Here is a 21,227-nt window from a genome sequence, read left to right as displayed (position 1 = left end):
AAAAATGAGCATTTCCAAACTGCTTGTCGCCAACCGGGGCGAAATCGCGGCACGCGTGCTGCGCACCGCCATGGCGCAGGGGCTGGCAACTGCCGTCCTGCGGCATACCTTCGAACAGGAGGGGCCGGCCCACCTGATTGCCGACGAGGTGGTGACGATCGAGGGGCCGACCCCGGTGGCGGCATATCTCGATATCCCGCAGATCGTCGAGGCGGCAATGCGGATCGGCGCGGATGCGGTGCATCCCGGCTATGGATTTCTCTCCGAGAACGCGGGCTTCGTGGCCGCGCTGGAACAGGCGGGCATCACCTTCGTCGGCCCGACGTCGCAGGTCATCGACCTGATGGGCGACAAGGTGCGCGCGCGGGCCTTCGTCGAGGAGCGCGGCTTTCCCGTCGCTCCCTCCGCCATTGAGGACGACGATCCGGCGAGTTTTGTCGAACGCGCCCGCGCCGTTGGCTATCCGCTGCTGATCAAGCCCTCGGCCGGCGGCGGCGGCAAGGGCATGCGCGTTGTGCGCGAGGACCGCACGCTGGAGACCGAGATCGAAACCGCGCGCCGCGAGGGCGAGCGCTATTTCGGCGACGGGCGGCTGTTCGTGGAACGCTACATCGAACGCCCGCGCCATATCGAGGTGCAGGTGATGGGCGACGGGCAGGGCGATGTGGTCCATTTCTGGGAACGCGAATGCTCGATCCAGCGCCGGTTCCAGAAGATCATCGAGGAAACGCCCTCTCCGGCGCTCTCACCCGAGCAACGTCTGAACATCTGCGAGACCGCCGCCGGGATTGCCCGCGCCGTCAACTATCGCGGCGCCGGTACGGTCGAGTTCATCTATGCCCCAGATGGCGCGTTCTATTTCTTGGAGATGAACACGCGTCTTCAGGTCGAACATCCCGTGACCGAGATGGTAACGGGCTTCGATCTGGTCGCCGAGCAGTTGCGCATCGCGGCGGGCGACGGGCTCAGCGTCTCGCAGGCCGACATCCCGCAGATTGGTCATTCTATCGAACTGCGTATCTGCGCCGAGGATGCGACGGCCGATTTTCGCCCCGCGATCGGCGATATCCTGCTGCTGGACGAACCCCGTGGCGAAGGCGTCCGCGTGGACAGCGGCATTCTTGACGGCGGCAAGGTCACGACCGACTTCGACCCGATGCTTTCCAAGCTTATCATATACGGCGCCGATCGGGCCGAGGCTATTGCTCGCGCGCGGCAGGCGGTGCGGAACTACGTCATCCTCGGGGTGACGACCAATACCGGCTATCTGGATGCGATCCTCGCCCATCCCCGCTTCGCCTCGGGTGACGTCTCGACAGGTTTTCTGGCCGAAGAGGCAAAGACGCTGACCACGCCGGGCGATGACGTGTCCGACCTGCTGATGGCGGCGGCGGCCCTGTCGGACGAACGGTTGGTGGCCGAAGTGATGCAGATACCGGCGATGCACCGCAAGATGGGTGGGTGGAGAAACTGATGCGCAGGATATTCCAGGTCGGCGGCGTCGAAACCGAATGCTGGCTCATCCATGATGGGAGCCGCTTTATCCTGAACACGCCCGATGGCGCGGTTCCCTGCCAGTTGGACGCAACCGGGGAACCGGGCGGCCATGTCCTTCGGACGCGGGGCGTCGTGCAAGAGCTGCGGCTCGCCATCGGACCCGATTCGACCTTCGTGCACCTGAACGGTCGGGCGTACGAGATTGGGCGGGTCGATCCCGCTCGGCGTCTGGCCGGAAGCGATGGCGGCGCAGCAGATGACCGCATCGTGGCGCCGATGCCGGGGGTCGTCGTGTCGGTGGCGTTCAAACCCGGAGACGCCGTCAAGGAAGGGCAGCCCCTGCTGGTAATCGAAAGCATGAAGCTGGAGACCACCCTGTCCGCGCCGCGCGACGGCGTGATCGCCGAGATGCCATTTGCCGCCGGCGACAGTTTCGGGCTGAAGGCCGTCCTTGCCCAGTTGGCACCGGAGGAGAAGTGACCATGCGCCGGATTGAAAGCCAGATCGACACCAACGCGGCCGACTTCAAGGCCAATTTCGCCGCGATGTCAGAGCGGTTGAAAGAGTTCCACGCCCGCCAGCACGCGGCCCGCTACGAACGCCCGCAGCGCGACATCGAGCGTCTGGCCCGGCAGAACAAGCTGGGCGTGCGCGATCGGCTGGAACTGCTGCTGGACCCCGGCACGCCGTTCCTGGAGTTTTCAACCCTGGCCGCCTGCCGCGAATACGATGGCGCGGTCCCCGGCGCCGCCGTGGTGACCGGCATCGGCATCGTACAGGGTCGCGAGGTCGCCATTCACGCCAACGATGCCAGCGTCAAAGGCGGCGCATGGTATCCCCATACGGTGAAAAAGGTCGTGCGCCTTCTGGATGTGGCGCTGGAAAACCGCCTGCCGGTCATCCATATCTGCGACAGCGCGGGCGGTTTCCTGCCCTTGCAGCACGGCGTCTTTCCCGACCGGTATCTGGGAGGGCGGGTGTTTCGCAACCAAGTCAAGCTGAGCCAGGCCAATATCCCGCAGATCGCCGTGGTCGGCGGGCACTGCACGGCTGGCGGCGCCTATGTGCCGACGCTGAGCGACTACAACATCATCATCGAAGGCACAGGGGCGATCTTTCTGGGCGGTCCGCCGCTGGTCAAGGCGGCCACCGGCGAGGAGGTCGGCGTTCAGGAACTAGGCGGCGCGGTCATGCACACCTCAGTTTCGGGCACGGGCGACTACCGCGCCGCGACCGAACAGCACGCCTTTTCACTGGCCCGCGAGATTGTCGGCCAGTGGAAGCGCACGCCGAAAACGATCATCGAAACCGCGGCCTTCGAGGAGCCTTACTACGATCCAAAGGAACTCTACGGGATCATTCCCAAGGACCGGAAAACCCAGTTCGACATGCGCGAGGTTCTGGCCCGGATCGTGGACGGTTCGCGCTTTCACGAATATCAGCCCGACTATGGCACCACGATGGTGTGCGGCTTTGCCCATATCTGGGGCTACAAGGTCGGCATTCTTGCCAACAACGGGGTGCTGTTCAACGACAGCTCGCTCAAGGCCGCGCATTTCATGCAGCTTTGCAACCAGAACCGCACGCCTCTGGTTTTTTTCCAGAACATCACCGGTTACATGGTGGGCCGCGAATACGAAGAACGCGGCATCGCCAAGGACGGCGCCAAGATGCTGATGGCGCAGGGCGGCTCGGTCGTGCCTAAATTCACCGTGATCGCCAATGCGTCTTACGGGGCAGGCAATTACGGCATGTGCGGGCGGGCCTGGGATGCGCGCACGCTGTTCATGTGGCCCCAGGCCGAGATCGGCGTGATGGGCGCGGATCAGGCTGCCAACACCATGGCGGACGTCAAGATCCGGCAGCTTCAGCGCGAAGGCAAAGAGCTGACCGAAGAGGAGATCGCCGCGATCCGCGAACCGGTGCTGGAAAGATACAAGCGCGATGTCGAGGCCTATACCTCGACCTCGGAATTGTGGGACGACGGCATCCTCGACCCGGCCGATACGCGCAACGCGCTCGGCATGTCGATCTCCGCGTCTTTGAACGCGCCGATCGACGAGCCGCATTACGGGATATTCCGGCTGTGAGGACCCCGGGGGCGGCACTGTATCGCCGCCCCGACAGAACAGGTCCCAAGCGTTTCAGTTGGGCTGGCGCCGTGCCTCCTGGATGGACACGACGTCCGAGGCCGCCATTTCGGGGCGGTTCTCTTCCACCCTTCCTAAAGGCGCGACGGGCTTTAGCCCGGCCAGGCAATCCCGCGCAAGTTGCTGGTATTCCGCGGTGCCGCGCGTCTTCCATGCCACTTCCTTTTCGGTGACCTCTCGGATCACCTTGGCCGGCGATCCGACCACCATCGAGCGCGGCGGGACCACCGTCTCGCCGCGCACAAAGGCTTGGGCGCCGACGATCGATTCCGCGCCAAGGATCACCCCGTCCATGATGACGGCATTCATGCCGACCAGAGCGTTTCGTCCGATGGTGCAGCCATGTAGGATCGCGCCGTGGCCGATATGGCCGTCCGGTTCCACCACCGCGTCGCGGCCAGGGAAGGAATGCAGGATGCAATTGTCCTGAACATTCGCGCCATCCCCGACCACGATCCGTCCGAAATCGCCGCGCAGGCTGGCTCCGGGGCCGATGTAGCAACCGTGACCGAGGATCACGTTTCCGATCAGCATCGCCTGGGGATGAACGAAAGTGTCCTCGGGAATGACCGGAACGAAGCCTTTGAATTCGTAACAGTTCGCCATGTCGTGCTCCATCGACTGCCGCGGTTATCCGTCAATGCTGGACCCGTATGCAGGAGTTCCCTCAATTGCCTCGCCAGTCTGGTTCCCCTCCAGGCTCGCGGAATTTGCAAACGCTGACAACCGGGATGCTCCTGCTTTTTACCATAAAGCGCCAAACCGTATCCTTGATTGGCTCATGCGACGTTATCCAAACAGTTGTTAGAAAAATGTTCAAGCACGTCGCGCCCTAATGTAGGATATTGACACGACTTCATTCCGGCATCTAAAAATCTAACAATTGATAGAAAATGCGTGGCGCCGGTATCGGAGTGCCCGAACGAAAAGGGAGCGAGAGAAATGAAGGACAAAGCGTATGTCGCCGGCGTCGGGATGGTCCCGTTCCAGAAACCTGGGAAATCGGAAAGCTATGACGTGATGGCCGCGACTGCCACGCGCGCCGCGTTGGCCGATGCGGGGCTCGACTATGACAAGGTGCAGCAGGCCTATGTGGGCTATGTTTATGGCGACAGCACCTGCGGCCAACGGTCGCTGTATCAGGTCGGCATGACCGGAATTCCGGTCGTGAACGTGAACAACAACTGCTCGACCGGATCCTCGGCGCTGTTTCTGGCGCGCCAAGCGGTCGAGAGCGGCGCTGTGGACTGCGCCCTGGCGCTGGGTTTCGAGCAGATGCAGCCCGGCGCGATCGGCGCGATGTTCCACGACCGGGTCAGCCCCTTCGCCTCGTTCGACGAGGAAACCGACGATCTCGTGGGCAACCCGGAGATCCCGCTGGCGCTGCGCTATTTCGGCGGCGCCGGCAAGGCGCATATGGAGGAGTTCGGCACGACGCTGGAAACCTTCGCCAAGATCCGCGCCAAGGCCAGCCGCCACGCCGCCAGGAACCCGGTTGCCCTGTTCCGGCAGGAAGTGACGCCCGAAGAAGTCATGGCGGCCCAGGTCGTCTGGCCGGGCGTGATGACAAGGCTGATGGCCTGCCCGCCCACCTGTGGCGCGGCCGCGGCGATCATCTGCTCCAAGGAGTTCGCCGACAGACACGGGCTCGACAGCTCGGTGCGGATCGCGGCGCAGGCGATGACGACGGACGGCCCCGAGACCTTCAACGCCCATGACATGCGCGAGGTGGTCGGCTTCTCGATGGCCAAGCGCGCGGCCGATCAGGTCTACGAGGCGGCGGGCATCGGGCCGCAGGATATAGACGTGGTCGAGCTGCACGACTGCTTTGCCCATAACGAGCTGATCACCTACGAGGCGCTCGGCCTTTGCGGGCGCGGCGATGCGGCGAAATTCGTCGATGATGGCGACAACACCTATGGCGGCAAATACGTGACCAACCCGTCCGGCGGTCTGTTGTCCAAGGGGCATCCGCTGGGGGCGACCGGCCTTGCGCAATGCACCGAGCTTGTCCAGCAGCTGCGCGGCCAGGCCGATGCGCGCCAGGTCGACGGCGCGCGCCTGGCGCTGCAGCACAATCTGGGCCTCGGCGGGGCCTGCGTGACCACGCTTTATGAAAAAGCCTGACGAAACGGATCGGGAGGAGACGTCATGACGGGAAAACTCGACGGGCGCGTGGCGCTGGTTTCGGGGTCGGGCCGGGGGATCGGCCGGGAAATCGCGCTGAAACTGGCCTCGGAAGGGGCGCGCGTGGTGATCAACGATCTGGACGCCGATCCGGCCAATGAAACCGCCGAGGCGGTGCGCGCGATGGGTGCCGAGGCCGTGGTCTGCGCCGGTAGCGTCACCGAAGGCGGGTTCGCCGAACGGTTCATCAAGACCGGCGTAGACAGCTTCGGCGGGCTCGATATCATCGTGAACAACGCAGGCTACACTTGGGACAGCGTCGTTCAGAAGATGTCCGACGAACAGTGGCAGGCGATCATCGACGTCCACCTGACGGCACCCTTCAAGATCCTGCGCGCCGCCCAGCCGGTGATCAGCGCCAAGGCCAAGGAAGAAGCCGCCGCCGGGCAGGAAGTGTTCCGCAAAGTGGTTAACATTTCGTCCATCGCGGGGACCGGCGGCAATGCCGGTCAGATCAACTATTCCGCCGCCAAGGCAGGCATTCTGGGGGTCACCCGGACGATGGCCAAGGAATGGGGGCGCTACAAGGTGAATGTGAACGCGGTGGCGTTCGGTCCGATCCGCACCCGCCTGACCGAAGGCAGTGCAAAAGGCGACAGCACGATCAAGGTCGAGGACAAGGAGATCAAGGTCGGCGTGAATCCCGATCTTCTGTCGCAGATGGAGCGGATGATTCCGCTGGGTCGTGTGGGCACGCCGCAGGAGGCCGCCGGCGCCGTCTATCTGTTCTGCTCGCCGGAATCGAACTTTATCTCGGGCCAGCACATTATTTGTGGCGGCGGGTTCGTGATCTAGAACTTCGACCCGGGCCCTGTAATCGGGTCCATTGAAGAACGTGCTCGTCCGGGCGGCCATAAGAGGTTTGCTCGGATTTTTCCAAACTCCAATCCAAAACGTTCAGGACGGTTGACTCACTGGCTTCATGTGCCTAACAGTCGTTAGTTAGGTGTTGAGGTAAAATGAAGACCCATGGCTGATACCCACGCGAGCAAGGTCAACGAGACATCGCGCAGCGCGGTCGGGCGGGATGGCGTGCTGGATATTGCGGCGCGGCTTTTCCGTGAACAGGGCTACGGGTCCGTATCGCTCAGAAAAATCGCCGATGCCGCCGGGATCAAGGCGGGCAGCATATATTACCATTTCGGCTCTAAGGACGAGATCGTTGCGGCGATCCTCGATGCCGGCATCCAAGCGGTTCACGACCGGATGCGCCAGGCGGTGTCGGCGCAGCCGGCCGGCGCAAGCGCCGAGGCCGTCCTGCGCGCCGCGATCGAGGCGCATCTGCGCGCGCTTCTGGATGTCAGCGATTATTCCTCGGCCAATGTGCGCATCTTCGGGCAGGTTCCACAATCGGTCCGCGATGCCAACCTTCCCACGCGCCGCGCCTACGAGGCCGAGTGGGACAGCCTGCTGGCGCGGCTCCGCGACAAGGGAGCGCTGAAACCGGATGTAGACATCCGCCGCCTGCGCCTGATGCTGATCGGCGCTCTCAATGCCACGCTGGAATGGTTCGATCCGAAACGCGGCAGCGCCAGCGCGCTATCGCAATCCTATGCCGATGTGTTCCTGCACGGCATCCTAGACGATACCGGGGGTTGAGGGTTGGCGCGACTTGAAACCGCGGTACTGACCGCATCCGAAGTCTTTACCCGCAACCACGCGGCGCAGCGCGCGCGGGTCCAGACCCTACGCGACCGCGTCGCCGCGGCAACGGCGGGCGGACGTCCCGATATGGTCGCGCGGCACCGCAAGCGCGGCAAGCTTCTGGTGCGGGAACGGATCGACCTGCTGGTCGATCCCGGCACCGCGTTTCTGGAACTGTCGTCGCTGGCCGCTTACGGGCAATACGGGGGCGAGGTGCCCGGCGCCGGGATCGTCACCGGCATCGGCATCGTCCACGGGTTGCCCTGCATGATGATCGCCAATGATGCCACCGTGAAGGGCGGCTCCTTCTACCACGAGACAGTCCAAAAACACATCCGCGCCCAGGAAATCGCGGCTGAAAACCGGCTGCCCTGTCTCTATCTGGTGGATTGCGGCGGGGCCTATCTGCCTGAACAGGACCGGGTCTTTCCCGATGCCCGCCATTTCGGCAATTCCTTTTATCGCCAGACCAACATGTCCGCCAGCGGCCTGCCGCAGATCTCGGCCGTGTTTGGCGGCTGCACGGCGGGCGGGGCCTATATCCCGGCGCTGTCGGACGAGGTCATCATGGTGCGCGGCAACGCGCGCATCCATCTGGGCGGGCCGTCGATCGTCAAGGTGGCGATCAACGAAGAGGTCGATGGCGAAACGCTGGGCGGAGCCGAGATGCATTCGCGCGTTTCGGGGGTGTCCGACCATCTGGCCGAAGATGAGTACCACGCATTGGCACTTATGCGCGACATCGTGGCCGAACTGGGCCAGTCGCGCCAGATGCATCCGGACCAGCCCCCCGAAGCGCCCGCCCACGATCCTGAAGAGCTGCTTGGCGTGATCAGCGCCGACCGCAAACAGCCCTATGACATGCGCGAGGTGCTGTTGCGGATGATCGACGCGGGCGAGTTCCGCGAGTTCAAGCCGGGATGGGGCGAAACGCTGGTTTGCGGTACGGCGCGCATCCACGGCTATCGCGTTGGTATCCTGGCCAACAACGGGGCGCTTTTGTCCGACAGTTCGCTGAAAGGTGCGCAATTCGTGTCGATGTGCGATCAGCGCAATATCCCGCTTCTGTTCCTGCATAACATCTCAGGTTTCATGGTCGGCACCGAGGCCGAGCGCGGCGGTATCGCCAAGGACAGCGCCAAGCTGGTCTATGCCATGTCCGTTGCCAAGGTGCCGCGCCTGTCGGTTCTGCTGGGCGGCTCATACGGGGCCGGAAACTACGGCATGTGCGGGCGCGGTTTCGCGCCGAATTTCCTCTTTGCCTGGCCCACGGCGGAACTTGCCACCATGTCCGCCGACATCGCCACCAACGTGATGCTGGAACTGCGCCGCCATAAGGGGGGCGAGCCGGAAAAGCTGGCGGCCGACCTTGCGAAGATCGAGGCTGAGGTGCGCGCCCAGTATGGCGAACAGTCCGATCCCTATTACGCCACTTCGCGGCTTTGGGATGACGGGCTGATCGAACCGGGCCAGACACGCGACATCCTCGGGCTTTGCCTGGCCATTGTCTCTTCGGTGCCCGAGGCCAGGCGCCATACCCCCGTGTTCAGAATGTGAGGGCCGGACGTGACCGAGAGCCATGAAACGATCCTTGTCGAAACGGATGCGCGCGGCGTCGCCACGGTAACGCTGAACCGCCCGGACAAGCACAATGCCCTGAACGGCGATCTGATCGCCGAACTTTACGGCGCAGCCGTGAAGCTGGCCGCCGATGACACGGTGCGCGTCGTGGTGCTGACCGGCAACGGCAAAAGCTTCTGTGCCGGGGGGGATTTCAACTGGTTCGCCTCCAACGTCGAAAAATCGCGCGCCGAGCGGGTGGACCAGAGCGCCACGCTGGCGCGTTTGCTGCGCCGCCTTGATACCCTGCCCAAACCGCTGATCGGAAAGATCAACGGACCGGCCTATGGCGGCGGGGTCGGCATGATTTCGGTCTGCGACTACACGATCGGTGCCGAAGGCGCGCGGTTCGGTCTGACCGAGGTCAGGCTCGGCCTGCTGCCGGCCAACATCTCGCCCTACGTCGTGGCCCGCATCGGCAAGGTGCATTCCCGCGAAACCATGCTCTCCGGGGCGCTCTTCGACAGCACACGCGCCGAACGGATCGGTCTGTTGACCGAAGTCGTGGCCGCCGATCAGTTGGATGCAGCGGTTGAGAAAGTGGTGCATGATCATCTGCAGGCCGCCCCTGGCGCCGTGGCCGATACCAAGGCGCTGGTCGCCTATGTCGCGTCCCACGATCTGGAAACCAACATGATCTACACCGCCGACCGGCTGGCCGATGCCTGGGAGACGGAGGAAGGCATCGAGGGGATCAACAGCTTTATCAACAAAGCCATCCCGTCATGGCGGGTCAAATGAGTTTCACTCGCGTCCTGATCGCCAACCGGGGCGAGATCGCCCGCCGCATCCAGCGCGGGTGCCGCAAGCTGGGGCTGGAAAGCGTGGCGGTGTTTTCGGAGGCCGACCGCGACGCGCCCTTCGTGACCGAGGCCGATCACGCCCTGTGCATTGGCGGGGCCGCGCCGTCGGAAAGCTATTTGAACGTCGATGCCATCCTGGACGCCGCCCGTGCGGCCGGGGCAGGGGCGGTGCATCCGGGCTATGGCTTTTTGTCTGAGAATGCCGGTTTCGCCGCTGCGGTCGAGGCGGCGGGCCTCGTGTTCATCGGGCCGGGACCTGACGCGATCGCCCGCATGGGATCCAAAATCGAGGCCAAGGCCGCCGCCGAAGCCGCAGGTGTGCCTGTGCTGCCGGGCTATCGCGGCGAAGGTCAGTCCGACGCGCGATTGCTGGAAGAGGCCAAGGCGCTTGGCACGCCGTTTCTGGTCAAGGCCAGCGCGGGCGGCGGCGGGCGCGGGATGCGGCTTGTCACCGACCTGGGCGACGCCCCCGGGGCGATTGCATCAGCTCGGGCCGAGGCGAAAGGCGCCTTCGGCGATCCGGCGGTGTTCCTCGAACGCTATGCGCCCCGTGTCCGCCACGTCGAAGTGCAGGTGCTCGGCGATACCCACGGCACCGTGCTGCATCTGGGCGACCGCGATTGCTCGCTGCAACGCAACCACCAAAAGCTGATCGAAGAAGCCCCCGCCGCCGATCTTCCCGAGGCTGTGCGCGACGACATGCGCGCCGCGGCGGTGCGGCTGGCGCAGGCAATCGGCTACCGCTCTGCCGGCACTGTGGAATACCTCTATGATCTGGCCCGTGGCGAATACTACTTCCTCGAGATGAACACCCGCTTGCAGGTGGAACACCCCGTGACCGAGGCGATCACCGGCATCGACCTGGTCGAATGGCAGTTGCGCATCGCGCGGGGCGAGCCGCTGACACTGGCGCAATCGGATGTGCAATTCGACGGGCACGCAATTGAAATCCGCATCGCCGCCGAAAACCCGGGCGAAAATTTCCGCCCCGAAACGGGCCAGATCACCCTTTGGGCGCCGCCCTCAGGCGTGCGGCTGGATACGGGAGTAGAGTGCGGTTCGGTCGTCGGCCACCACTACGATTCCATGATTGCCAAGCTGATCGTCCACGCGCCGGACCGGGCCGGGGCGATCCGCCGGGCGATCACCGCGATCGATGCTTTTGCCGTCGGGGGCGTCGGCCTGAACCTGGCCTATCAGCGCGCGCTTCTGATCCATCCCGATTTCCGGGCGTTCCGGCATCACACGTCGGGCCTGGCCGAGATGTTCCCCGACGGCTGGACGCACCCGGCCCCCGAGGCGCAGGACATGGCGCTCGCCGCGATGGCGTTGCATCTGCATCTCGCCCCGGCGGGCGCATCGCCATGGGAAAGCCTCGGGTCATGGCGGCTCACCGCGCCCGCAGGGCGAGCCGGCGCGGTATCTTATTGGGACACAGCCAATGAAGAGCCGATCCGCATGACCGGCTCAGGGGCAGAGCTTGCCGCCGGGCTGCCGGACGGCCAAACGGTCGCTGCCGAGGCCGCCGCCTTGGCCGGGGACCGCCTGCACGGACGTATCGGCGGCGTCCCGTTCTCGCGCATAGCCCATGTCGAACGCGCCGGCGATCGTTGGCGGGTGCATCTGCAAACCCCCGCCGGGATGATAGCGACGGACCTGCGCACGCTGGAGGGCCGGCACCTGAGCCGCGCGGCGGGCGGGCCCGCCGGAGTCGACACCCTGGTGGCGCCGATGCCGGGCGCCGTGGCCGAGATTCGCGTCGCGCCCGGCGACCATGTCGCCGCCGGCGACACGCTGGTGGTGCTGGAAGCGATGAAGCTCTTGCAGAGCCTGCGCGCGCAGGTCGCGGGCGTTGTGGCTGAAATCTATTGCGCGCCGGGCGACACCGTCGCCGGGCACGCCCCCCTCGTCAAACTCGATCCGGAGGACAAGAGATGAACAGACAGGATGCAATCACCTCCGCCGGCGGGCCGTTCAGCGATGACCTCGAGATGATCCGCGGCCAGTTACGGCGCTTCATCGAGACCGAGGTGACGGCCAAGGCCGACGCCTGGGAAAGGGACGGCATGGTACCGCGCGACGTGTTGCGCCGGATGGGCGATCTGGGCGTGCTCGGCATGCGCTATGACGAACGATACGGCGGCGCGGGCCTCGATGTGATGGCTAGCGTGATGCTGGCCGAAGAGGTGGGGCGTTCCACCTTCGGCGGCTTCTCGGCCACGGTTCTGGTGCATACCGACATGGCCTCGCCGCATCTGGAGAACGCCGGTACGCCCGAACAGAAGGCGCGCTGGATGCCGTCGATCACCTCGGGTGAAAAGATCACCGCCGTTGCCGTGACCGAACCGGGCGCGGGATCCGACGTGGCCGGCATGCGCACCCGCGCGGTGCAGGACGGGTCGGACTGGGTGCTGAACGGCACCAAGATGTTCATCACCAACGGCGTTCATGGTGACCTTTACTTTGTCGGGGCCAAGACCGACCCCGATGCCAAGGGTTCGCGCGGGATCACCATGTTCGCGATCGAAAAGGGTACACCGGGCTTTTCGATCGGCCGGGCGCTGAACAAGACCGGCTGGCTGTGCTCGGACACGGCCGAGCTGATCTTCGAGGATGTGCGCGTGCCGGCCGAGAACGTGCTGGGCGAGGTCAACCGGGGTTTTTACTCGGTGATGAAGAACTTCCAGAACGAACGCATCGTGCTGGGCGCAATGGCCTGCGCAGAGGCGCAGACCGCGCTGGACATGACGGTGGATTATGTCAAGCAGCGCAAGGCCTTTGGCGGCGTTTTGTGGGACAAGCAAGTGGTGCGTCAACGCCTGGCCGACTGTCAGACGCGGATTGCGGCAGGACGTCAGCTTGTCTATCACGCCGCGGGTCTGGACGCGGCGGGCCGTGACTGCGTGAAAGAGGTCTCGATGGTCAAGGCCTATTGCGGCGAACTGGTGAACAGCGTGCTCTACGACTGTGTCCAGTTCCATGGCGGCATGGGCTACATGCGCGAAACACCGGTGGAACGCATGTCGCGCGATGCCCGCGTTCAGGCCATTGGCGGCGGCGCCAGCGAAGTCATGCTGGAAGAAGTCGCCAAGCGGATGTGAATGAACACGCCATAGTTATGGGAAACTATTGAAAGGAAGAACGGCATGCTTATTGAAGCAGGAAACCAGCGGTCTGTAATGAGCCTCGCTCGCGATGTCGGCGTTATCATTCTAGGTACACTTCTTCTTGCAATCTCCGCCAAAGTCGTGGTGCCGTTTTACCCGGTGCCTATGACAACCCAAACTCTCGTGGTCCTCTGTCTGGGGCTGTTCCTCGGACCGGTTCGCGCCGGCGCGACCGTGGCGGTTTATCTCTTTGAGGGTCTGATGGGGCTTCCGGTGTTCGCGGGCACGCCGCCTGCCGTCGCCGGTCCAGCCTATCTTCTTGGGCCAACTGGCGGCTATCTGATTGGGTTCTTGCTTTGCGCAGTTGTATCCGGCTTCGTTGCGCAGAGATTGAGCGGGACTCGACCTGTGTCCGGCGCCTTTCTGGCTGTCCTTTCGGGTTCGATTGCCATTTACATGCCGGGACTTGCCTGGCTGGGGAGCTTCCTCGGTTATGATGAAAAGCTGCTCGCCGCCGGCCTGTATCCGTTCGTATCCGGGGATGTCACAAAAGCCGCGATTGCCTGCGTCCTGTTCATGATATTCCGCGATTCTCATGTGATGCGGAGGATCAGGTAGTTATCTGATTGGCGAGTTGCACAAAGGTCAGTTGCTGTCTGATTGCCAAACTCGCCTACGCGCGATAACCAAGATGAGATGAGGCGTCTGTTCATATCGGTAGCTGCAGCGGCCGTGTAACGAAGGGTCAGCGTGCCCCGACTCTGGTTCACACCGCCGCAGCGCCTTTTCTTGGAACTGTAACCGCGGCCGATCCGACTTATTGATGATCTGAATGGATTGGAGAATCGTCTTTGAGCGGAGTTGTCACCCAACAGATCGTCGGACGAGCTTTTTAACCTTGCCGACACGACATTTCCATCGAGCCGCACGTCCTCATACGCCCGTAAATATCCTCGAAGCGGAAACGTCGCTCTGCCGAAACGAAGCCAAGAGGTCGTGCCATTGCATCCAACGGGAGATCACAGCGGCAGTCTGGGTCTTGCGTGGTGGCTACCTTGATCTGAATGCCCACCGGAACCGCGCGGCAGGGCGACTGGCAGGCTATTTGAGGCGCAGCGGGCAATTGTGTCACGAATTTTTTGCGTTCGGCTGGATGATGACTTGAGAATCTAACAGATGTTAGAATAAGGTGATTGGAAGCTGCCTCGAGCGAAAGGTCGGAATAATGGTTGGGCCACTGGAGAACCTCCGCATCGTTGAACTCGGGCATGTTATCGCCGGACCGCTTGCCGCTTCTCTGCTTTCCGACTTTGGAGCGAAGGTCGTCAAGGTGGAGACGCCGGGACGTCCGGACATGATGCGTGACCTGGGCCCCACGGCGATCGATGGCGTGGGGGTGTGGTGGAAGACCCTTGCGCGCAACAAGCAAATCCTTGGTCTCGACTGGAAAAGCGAAGAGGGGCTGAAGGTACTCCGCAAGCTTGTGGAACGCTCGGATGTCCTGGTCGAAAACTTCCGGCCTGGCGTTTTGGAGCGCGCCGGGATCGGGCCCGAGGTGCTGCACGGTTGGAATCCCGATCTTGTGATCCTTAGAGTGTCGGGATACGGCCAGGATGGCCCGATGCGCGATACGCCTGCATTCGGGCGCGCGGCGGAGGCGATGAGCGGCCTGGCGCATCTGACCGGATTTGCCGATGGTTCGCCGATGCACCCGGGGTTTCCCGCCGCTGACAGCACGACGGGGTTGATGGGGGCGCTTGGGCTGATGATCGCGCTATATGCGCGGGAACGCGGTGTGGTGCGCGGGCAGGTCGTGGATCTGGCCGTTTTCGAGGCGCTCTTGCGACTGATCGATTATCATGTCCCGGCGGCGACGGGCGCCGGCATCGCGCCGATCCGCAATGGATTACGACAGCCAATGGATTTTGCGCCGGGCGGAATGTTCCGCACACGCGACGGAATATGGGTCACTGTTTCGGCCGGCAGTGCCGAAACAGCGCGGCGTCTCCTGCGCGCGGTTGGCGGCGATTCCTTGGCCGACGATCCGAGATTTGCGAGCCTGCACAGCATGTCACAACACATGACGGAGGTGTTTGACACGCTGAACGCCTACATCACGGCACGTGATTTCTCAGAGGTTCAAGTGGAGTTCGAACGTCACGATGCGGTGGCAGCTCCCGTTTTATCGGTCGAGCAGATAATCGACCATCCGCAGATTTGCCATCGGGGCGATATAGCCTCGGTAGAAGGCGACCCGACACATGTTGTCGGTCCGGTCCCGCATTTCAGCATTACACCAGGTGTCTTGCGCTGGCTCGGCCGCCCGAGAGGGGCGGATACCGCCGCCGTGCTGGAGGCGCTTGGTTATGATGACGTACAAATCGCAGATCTGGCGAGGACAGGATGTATTGAGACCGCCCTTGAGGAGGAACGGACATGACATTCAGGATGTCTGAGCAACAGAGCGAAATCCGCGAAAGTATTCTGCGGATTTGCGCGCGTTTCGACGACGAGTACTGGCTTGAACGGGACAGCAAGGGAGGCTTTCCGCACGATTTGCACCTGGCCATGGCGCAAGGTGGTTGGCTGGGGATCGCGATGCCCGAGGCGGTCGGCGGCGCGGGATTGGGGATCACAGAAGCAACGGTCATGATGCAGGCGATCGCAGAATCGGGCGGCGGCGCCAGCGCCGCTTCCGCCATCCACATGAACATTTTCGGGCTCAATCCGGTCGTGAAATTCGGAACGGCTGAGCAGAAAGCACGGATGCTGAAGCCCCTGATCGAAGGGCGGGAGAAGGCGTGTTTTGCGGTAACCGAACCGACTACGGGCCTCGACACCACCAAGCTCAGGACCATGGCGGTGAAAAAGGGGGATCACTATGTGGTGCATGGTCAAAAGGTATGGATCTCGACCGCACAGGTTGCCGACAAAATGTTACTTCTGGCGCGGACAACGCGGCTCGAGGATGTTGAGAAGCCAACCGAGGGACTGAGTCTGTTCTATACCGATCTCGACCGGACATTCGTTGATGTGCGCGAGATCGAAAAGATGGGTCGCAAGGCGGTTGATTCCAATGAAGTATTCATCGACGGGCTGCCGGTTCCGGCCAATGACCTGATTGGCGAAGAAGGGCAGGGTTTTCGTCAGATACTTCATGGCCTGAATCCCGAACGCATCCTGGTGGCCGGCGAATGTATCGGCATCGCGCGCAACGCGATCATGCGCGCAGCGGACTATGCCAAGGAGCGCTCCGTATTTGGTCGTCCCATTGGTCAAAATCAAGGCGTTCAGCATCCTCTGGCCAAAGCTTGGGCGAAAGTCGAGGCAGCCAACCTCATGGTCATGCATGCTGCTGAGCTGTACGACTCACAACTGTCCTGCGGTGTGGAAGCCAATGCGGCAAAGCTCCTCGCCGCGGAGGCAGCCGTCGAGGCGACACAAGTCGCCCAATTGACCTTTGGCGGGTTTGGGTACGCCAAGGAATACCATGTTGAACGTCTCGTGCGCGAAGCGCTGTTGTTCCACATCGTGCCTGTCACGCCTCACATGCTGATGTCTTTCATTGCGGAAAAAGCGCTCGGACTTCCAAAGTCCTATTAGTTTCGAGCCTGATCTCTGTGCGTAGCACGACGCAGGCTTGACCACTTTTCTAACGTGTGTTAGATTAATTCTGAAAATGACCCTTAATGGGTACGGGAGGAGACATGACGGCGAAGGCTGTGTTCGGGTCGTCGATGGACGACCTGAAACAACGACCAACTGTGTATGCGAGTGATCTCTTCGCCGGCAAAGGCGTCATGATCACGGGCGCCGGCGGCGGGCTTGGCTTGGCAATTGCGGTCCTGTTTGCGCGGCTTGGCGCCAACATAGCTATCAATGGCCGAAACGAAGAGAAGTTGGCTGTGGCTGCAGAATGCCTGCGCGGCTTTGGTGGTAAAGTCCTGTCACAGCCCATGTCCATCCGCGATCCGGAGCAGGTAACGTCGTTTGTAGAAGCGGCCGAGAGTGAGCTGGGCGGCATCGATATCCTTGTCAACAATGCCGGCGGCCAGTTCCCGCAGCCTGCCATCGAATATTCGGTGAAGGGTTGGAACGCCGTCATCGACACCAACCTCAACGGGACCTGGTGGATGATGCAGGCTACGGCGCGGAGATGGATTGAGGCGAAGCGGCCGGGTTCAATCATCAGCATCGTCGCCGATGTCTGGCGAGGCATGCCGGGGATCGCTCACAGCTGCGCTGCGCGAGCGGGCGTCATCTATCTTTCCAAATCGATCGCCGTGGAATGGGCGCCCAACAACATCAGAGTGAACTGCGTCGCTCCCGGCTGTTGTGAAAGCAATGGTTTCCACAATTACACCGCTGAAGGCGCTGCGACCTTCGAAGAATCAAATCCGATGAGACATGCCGGCGACGAATGGGACGTTGCCGAAGCGGTTGTCTACTTGGCTGCACCGTCCGCCAAATTCGTTACCGGAGAGGTCCTGAATGTCGATGGTGGTCAGCAGTTGTGGGGTGATCCGTGGCCGACGGGGCGCCCAGACTATTTCCGCATCGCTTAAATTTCTTTGGATATCTCGAACATGCCGGTAGCGCAAAGCAGATGAAGTACATGCGACCTGAAAAAAACCAATCCCACGACGAAGCGATTCTGGAATGTGTCGGGATCGAGCGCAGGTTCGGAGGTGTCGTCGCCGTAACCGGTGTGGACCTCGCCATCAACCATGGCGAGATTTTTGGTCTTGTTGGCCCGAATGGAAGCGGCAAGACCACGCTGACAAATGCGATCTCGGGATTTTATCCGCCGAACAAGGGTATTGTTCGCATGGCGGGAAAGGACATCACCGGCGTGGCGCCACACAAGGTGGCCAGACTTGGTGTTGCACGGACGTTTCAGAATCTCGCCCTCTTCAACGGAATGAGTGTGCTCGACAACATTCTTTTGGGAAGACACATACATATGCACCCAGGTGTTCTTCCCACGATGCTCTATTGGTGGGTGGCGCGGCGCGAGGAAATCGCGAACCGAATGATTGTCGAGGAAGTGATCGAGTTCCTTCAGCTCGAGAGCGTTCGCAACGAATTGGTCGATGGCCTTCCCATCGGATTGAAGAAACGGGTCGAGCTCGCCCGAGCTTTGGTGTCGGAGCCGAGAATGTTGATTCTTGATGAGCCAATGGCCGGCATGAATCAGGAGGAGAAAGGGTATATGGCTCGCTTCATTCTGGATGCGCGTGCCGAACGGGGAATCAGCGTTCTTCTGATTGAGCACCACATGGATGTGATTGTCGGCATTTGCGACAGGATGCTCGCGCTCAATTACGGCGAGATGATCGCCGGGGGCATTCCGAAGGATGTCGTCAAGGATCCGCGGGTTATCGAAGCGTACATCGGGGGTGGTGCGCATGGCTGATTCTGTTCTTGATCGGCCGATCGAGGCCGAAACCATCGGAACCCTGCTCGCGCGAAACGCGGACAAGTACGGATCGGATATCGCTATTCGAGAGAAGGAGCTTGGTATCTGGAAAGAGACCAGTTGGGCTGAATACACTGAGGAAGTGCTCGCGTGTTCGGCTGGCCTCGAAAAAATCGGCATAAAACCCGGTCAGGCAGTCCTGATTTTGGGTGACAACAGAGCGCGCTTGTACGCAGGAATGCTCGCACTCGCGTTGGTCGGTGCCTACGCGATGCCCGCTTATCCCGGCGTAACGCTTGACGAGCTCCGGCATTTTGTAGGCGAGGTCGAGATCGTCGCCGCCTTTGCCGAAGATCAGGAACAGGTGGATAAAATCCTGGAGCTGCGCGATGCTGAAGCGAAGGGAATTCTACATATTGTATATGTCGAAGAACGTGGGCTCGGATTCTATGAAGCCGACGGGCTGATGTCATGGGAACACCTGACCGATGTCGGCAGGCATCATCTCAACGAAGACCCGAAGCGGCGCGGTGAACTCATTCACCGGACCAAGCCGGAAGACCCGGCGGTGTTCCTGCATTCGTCAGGTACCACGGGTAAGCCCAAAGGCGTGGTTCTCAGTCAGAAGAACGTTATAGCCGCAGCACGCAATGGTTTCGCCGCCGGTGCGTTCGAGGTCGGCGAAGAGGTTCTGGCCTATTTGCCGATGGCATGGGTCGGCGACTACGCCATAACTGTCGCGGCAGCGTTGCTTCTTCGTTTCACCGTCAGTGTACCAGAGCGGCAGGAGACCGTTATTCGAGACATGCGCGAAGTTGCCCCCACATTCTACCTGGCCGCGCCCAGGAGCTGGGACAACATCCTTACCACGATACAAGTCGGTATTGAAAATTCGACACCATTGAAGAAGTGGCTGTACCAATTCTTCATGAACAGGGCGGTGGCTGCGGAGTCGCGCAAGCTCGCCGGCAAAGGTGGCGGTGTGCTGGAACCCCTGAACCGGCTGTTGGGCGAGGCACTCATATTCGGTCCGATCAAAGACCAGTTCGGCATGAATCGACTGAAAAACGCATTTACCGGTGGCGAAGCCATTGGTGAGGATACGTTTGTCTTCTACCGTGCAATCGGCATCAAGTTGCGCCAGCTTTACGGCCAGACCGAAAACAGCGCGATCAATACGATCCAGTCACCGAGTGAAGTGCGCCTTCACTCCGTGGGCAAGCCAGCTCCGGGTGTAGAGGTTGCAATCGCCGATGACGGCGAGATCCTCTTGCGGTCCGAAAGCGTGTTCGAGGGCTATTACAACAACCCCGAGGCCTCGGCCGAGTCTCTGAAGCGCGGGTGGCTGCACACGGGCGACGCCGGGTATCTCGAAGAAGACGGGCATCTTGTGGTCTTGGGCCGCGTTTCGGAGGTTATGTATACTGCAGGGGGCGAGCGTTACGTGCCCAACTACATCGAAAACCGCCTGAAATTCAGCCCTTACATAAAGGATGCCGCTGTGATTGGCGCCGGGCGGGAGGAATTGACCGCGATGGTTTGCATCGATTTCGATGCTGTCGGGCACTGGGCCGAGGTCAATGGTGTGCCTTATGTCTCGTATGCGGATCTTTCCCAGCGCGACGAGGTTGCCACGCTTCTTCACGAAGCCTTTCGGCGAGTGAACGCCGTGATATCCGAGCCACTGCAAATCAAGCGCTTCGTAAGTCTACCCAAGGAGTTCGATCCAGACGACGGCGAGATAACCCGGACACGCAAGTTGCGCCGGAGCGTGGTCGAGGCTCGATACGACGTCGTGATCGGGGCGCTTTACGATGGCCGCAGCGAAGTTCGAGTGAGTGCCCAGGTGACTTATGAGTCCGGCGAAATCGGGAAGGTCGAGCGGACCCTCCCCATCAGGGAGGTATAGATGGATCCGGTTTTCCTAGCTGAACTCGCGATCAACGGGGCCCTCACAGGTTTGCTCTACTCGCTTTTCGCGATCGGTCTTGTACTGATCTACAAGGCTTCCTCGGTGCCAAACCTTGCCCAAGGCGGGCTGACCATGGTTGGTGCCTATGTCGTTCTGGCATTGGCGCGTGACGTCGGCATGCCGCTGTGGCTGGCGATTCCGCTCGCGATCGCCATCATGTTCGGACTTGGCTTTGGAATTGAACGTGTTGCGCTACGGCGCCTTGCTGGGCGCCCTGTCGTGATGATCCTGATGCTTACGCTGGGCCTCGACATCTTCCTGCGCGGGACAACACTTGCGGTCTGGGGCGGGACGTCGAGATCGATGGAACTGGGCATCAGTTATGAACCGCTGTTTCTCGGGGATATCCTGATCAGCAGGATTCATCTCGTCGGATCGGTCGTCGCGGTGATCTTGCTCGCCGCCTTCCTGCTCTTCTTCCGCACCCGCCTGGGCGTCAAGCTTCGCGCGATAGCCGACGATTACATGGCGTCATGGTCAGTCGGAATTTCGGTTGAGCGAGGGGTGGGGCTTTCCTGGGGCTTGGCATCTGTTGTCGCGGTTTCCGCCGGGGTGATTTGGGGCGAGATACAGGGTGTGGACCAAGCTCTTTCGCTGCTGCTGCTGAAAGGCCTGACGGTGGCTGTGCTGGGCGGGCTCGACAGCATCCTGGGCGCCGTAGTCGCGGGTATCATTCTTGGCGTTGTCGAAAACGTCGGAGCAGACTTCTTAGATCCGCTTGTGGGTGGCGGAAGTCGTGAACTGATTGTAGCCGCGGTTCTCATTCTCACAATCATGATCCGTCCGCACGGCTTGTTCGGACGCCACGACATAGAAAGGGTGTAATTG

General features: G+C 61.8%; 18 protein-coding genes. 17 read left to right on the top strand and 1 reads right to left on the bottom strand.

The features are described from left to right. Positions 1-4: 4 nt before the first annotated feature. The 3 genes from ABJO75_RS28425 to ABJO75_RS28415 are packed head-to-tail and all read left to right on the top strand — an operon-like array spanning position 5 to position 3,587. Entirely contained in the window at positions 5-1,474 is a 1,470-nt protein-coding gene (locus ABJO75_RS28425) for a biotin carboxylase N-terminal domain-containing protein (protein WP_348195853.1), read from the top strand. Continuing rightward, positions 1,474-1,977, top strand: a complete 504-nt coding sequence (locus ABJO75_RS28420; protein WP_348195852.1) for a biotin/lipoyl-containing protein — start codon at positions 1,474-1,476, stop codon at positions 1,975-1,977. Before ABJO75_RS28425 ends, ABJO75_RS28420 begins: the two co-directional genes overlap by 1 nt. A 2-nt stretch (positions 1,978-1,979) precedes the next feature. Further along, positions 1,980-3,587, top strand: a complete 1,608-nt coding sequence (locus ABJO75_RS28415; RefSeq protein ID WP_348195851.1) for a carboxyl transferase domain-containing protein — start codon at positions 1,980-1,982, stop codon at positions 3,585-3,587. 54 nt (positions 3,588-3,641) lie between these two features. Here ABJO75_RS28415 and ABJO75_RS28410 read toward each other — a convergent pair whose 3' ends face one another. Further along, positions 3,642-4,253, bottom strand: a complete 612-nt coding sequence (locus tag ABJO75_RS28410; protein ID WP_348195850.1) for a transferase hexapeptide repeat family protein — start codon at positions 4,251-4,253, stop codon at positions 3,642-3,644. Positions 4,254-4,589: 336 nt separating this feature from the next. On the opposite strand from ABJO75_RS28410, the gene ABJO75_RS28405 reads away from it, so the two are divergent. The 14 genes from ABJO75_RS28405 to ABJO75_RS28340 all read left to right on the top strand — a co-directional run bounded on the left by ABJO75_RS28405 (position 4,590) and on the right by ABJO75_RS28340 (position 21,224). Beyond that, positions 4,590-5,774, top strand: a complete 1,185-nt coding sequence (locus ABJO75_RS28405; RefSeq protein WP_348195849.1) for a lipid-transfer protein — start codon at positions 4,590-4,592, stop codon at positions 5,772-5,774. 24 nt (positions 5,775-5,798) lie between these two features. Further along, positions 5,799-6,629, top strand: a complete 831-nt coding sequence (locus ABJO75_RS28400) for an SDR family oxidoreductase (RefSeq protein WP_348195848.1) — start codon at positions 5,799-5,801, stop codon at positions 6,627-6,629. Between the two features lie 174 nt (positions 6,630-6,803). Further along, positions 6,804-7,433, top strand: a complete 630-nt coding sequence (locus ABJO75_RS28395) for a TetR/AcrR family transcriptional regulator (protein ID WP_348195847.1) — start codon at positions 6,804-6,806, stop codon at positions 7,431-7,433. A 3-nt stretch (positions 7,434-7,436) separates the two neighbouring features. Next, a complete protein-coding gene (locus tag ABJO75_RS28390; RefSeq protein ID WP_348195846.1) occupies positions 7,437-9,035 on the top strand; it encodes a carboxyl transferase domain-containing protein in 1,599 nt (532 codons plus the stop codon). A gap of 9 nt (positions 9,036-9,044) precedes the next feature. Then, complete coding sequence (locus ABJO75_RS28385) at positions 9,045-9,839, top strand: crotonase/enoyl-CoA hydratase family protein (RefSeq protein ID WP_348195845.1); 795 nt, start codon at positions 9,045-9,047, stop codon at positions 9,837-9,839. Next, positions 9,836-11,839: a biotin carboxylase N-terminal domain-containing protein gene (locus ABJO75_RS28380; protein WP_348195844.1), complete on the top strand. Its 2,004-nt coding sequence runs from the start codon at positions 9,836-9,838 to the stop codon at positions 11,837-11,839. Before ABJO75_RS28385 ends, ABJO75_RS28380 begins: the two co-directional genes overlap by 4 nt. Next, complete coding sequence (locus ABJO75_RS28375) at positions 11,836-13,002, top strand: acyl-CoA dehydrogenase family protein (RefSeq protein WP_348195843.1); 1,167 nt, start codon at positions 11,836-11,838, stop codon at positions 13,000-13,002. The genes ABJO75_RS28380 and ABJO75_RS28375 overlap by 4 nt, the downstream gene beginning before the upstream one ends. Before the next feature lie 45 nt (positions 13,003-13,047). Continuing rightward, positions 13,048-13,626, top strand: coding sequence for a biotin transporter BioY (locus tag ABJO75_RS28370; protein WP_348195842.1), 579 nt, complete (start codon positions 13,048-13,050; stop codon positions 13,624-13,626). Positions 13,627-14,233: 607 nt separating this feature from the next. Next, positions 14,234-15,448, top strand: coding sequence for a CoA transferase (locus ABJO75_RS28365; RefSeq protein WP_348195841.1), 1,215 nt, complete (start codon positions 14,234-14,236; stop codon positions 15,446-15,448). A gap of 8 nt (positions 15,449-15,456) precedes the next feature. Beyond that, complete coding sequence (locus ABJO75_RS28360; protein WP_348432690.1) at positions 15,457-16,611, top strand: acyl-CoA dehydrogenase family protein; 1,155 nt, start codon at positions 15,457-15,459, stop codon at positions 16,609-16,611. Positions 16,612-16,715: 104 nt separating this feature from the next. Continuing rightward, on the top strand, positions 16,716-17,573 hold the full coding sequence (locus ABJO75_RS28355; RefSeq protein WP_348195839.1) for an SDR family oxidoreductase: 858 nt from the start codon (positions 16,716-16,718) through the stop codon (positions 17,571-17,573). Then, positions 17,534-18,424: an ABC transporter ATP-binding protein gene (locus tag ABJO75_RS28350; protein WP_348195838.1), complete on the top strand. Its 891-nt coding sequence runs from the start codon at positions 17,534-17,536 to the stop codon at positions 18,422-18,424. Before ABJO75_RS28355 ends, ABJO75_RS28350 begins: the two co-directional genes overlap by 40 nt. Beyond that, positions 18,417-20,336, top strand: a complete 1,920-nt coding sequence (locus ABJO75_RS28345; protein WP_348195837.1) for an AMP-binding protein — start codon at positions 18,417-18,419, stop codon at positions 20,334-20,336. The genes ABJO75_RS28350 and ABJO75_RS28345 overlap by 8 nt, the downstream gene beginning before the upstream one ends. Beyond that, positions 20,337-21,224 carry a branched-chain amino acid ABC transporter permease gene (locus ABJO75_RS28340; RefSeq protein ID WP_348195836.1) on the top strand — a complete coding sequence of 296 codons (888 nt, stop codon included), beginning with the start codon at positions 20,337-20,339 and terminating at the stop codon, positions 21,222-21,224. Positions 21,225-21,227 lie beyond the last annotated feature (3 nt).

Origin of the sequence: Sedimentitalea sp. (assembly GCF_039973035.1) — a bacterium.
Taxonomy (GTDB): domain Bacteria; phylum Pseudomonadota; class Alphaproteobacteria; order Rhodobacterales; family Rhodobacteraceae; genus Sedimentitalea.
Note: the sequence above shows the minus strand (reverse complement) of the source record. Positions and strands in the feature narration are given on the sequence as shown.

Coding starts and splice junctions, on each gene's coding strand:
- ABJO75_RS28370 (WP_348195842.1), top strand. CDS start 13,048: ATGCTTATTGAAGCAGGAAACCAGCGGTCTGTAATGAGCCTCGCTCGC.
- ABJO75_RS28360 (WP_348432690.1), top strand. CDS start 15,457: ATGTCTGAGCAACAGAGCGAAATCCGCGAAAGTATTCTGCGGATTTGC.
- ABJO75_RS28420 (WP_348195852.1), top strand. CDS start 1,474: ATGCGCAGGATATTCCAGGTCGGCGGCGTCGAAACCGAATGCTGGCTC.
- ABJO75_RS28400 (WP_348195848.1), top strand. CDS start 5,799: ATGACGGGAAAACTCGACGGGCGCGTGGCGCTGGTTTCGGGGTCGGGC.
- ABJO75_RS28410 (WP_348195850.1), bottom strand. CDS start 4,253: ATGGCGAACTGTTACGAATTCAAAGGCTTCGTTCCGGTCATTCCCGAG.
- ABJO75_RS28415 (WP_348195851.1), top strand. CDS start 1,980: ATGCGCCGGATTGAAAGCCAGATCGACACCAACGCGGCCGACTTCAAG.
- ABJO75_RS28375 (WP_348195843.1), top strand. CDS start 11,836: ATGAACAGACAGGATGCAATCACCTCCGCCGGCGGGCCGTTCAGCGAT.
- ABJO75_RS28365 (WP_348195841.1), top strand. CDS start 14,234: ATGGTTGGGCCACTGGAGAACCTCCGCATCGTTGAACTCGGGCATGTT.
- ABJO75_RS28405 (WP_348195849.1), top strand. CDS start 4,590: ATGAAGGACAAAGCGTATGTCGCCGGCGTCGGGATGGTCCCGTTCCAG.
- ABJO75_RS28425 (WP_348195853.1), top strand. CDS start 5: ATGAGCATTTCCAAACTGCTTGTCGCCAACCGGGGCGAAATCGCGGCA.
- ABJO75_RS28395 (WP_348195847.1), top strand. CDS start 6,804: ATGGCTGATACCCACGCGAGCAAGGTCAACGAGACATCGCGCAGCGCG.
- ABJO75_RS28380 (WP_348195844.1), top strand. CDS start 9,836: ATGAGTTTCACTCGCGTCCTGATCGCCAACCGGGGCGAGATCGCCCGC.
- ABJO75_RS28355 (WP_348195839.1), top strand. CDS start 16,716: ATGACGGCGAAGGCTGTGTTCGGGTCGTCGATGGACGACCTGAAACAA.
- ABJO75_RS28345 (WP_348195837.1), top strand. CDS start 18,417: ATGGCTGATTCTGTTCTTGATCGGCCGATCGAGGCCGAAACCATCGGA.
- ABJO75_RS28340 (WP_348195836.1), top strand. CDS start 20,337: ATGGATCCGGTTTTCCTAGCTGAACTCGCGATCAACGGGGCCCTCACA.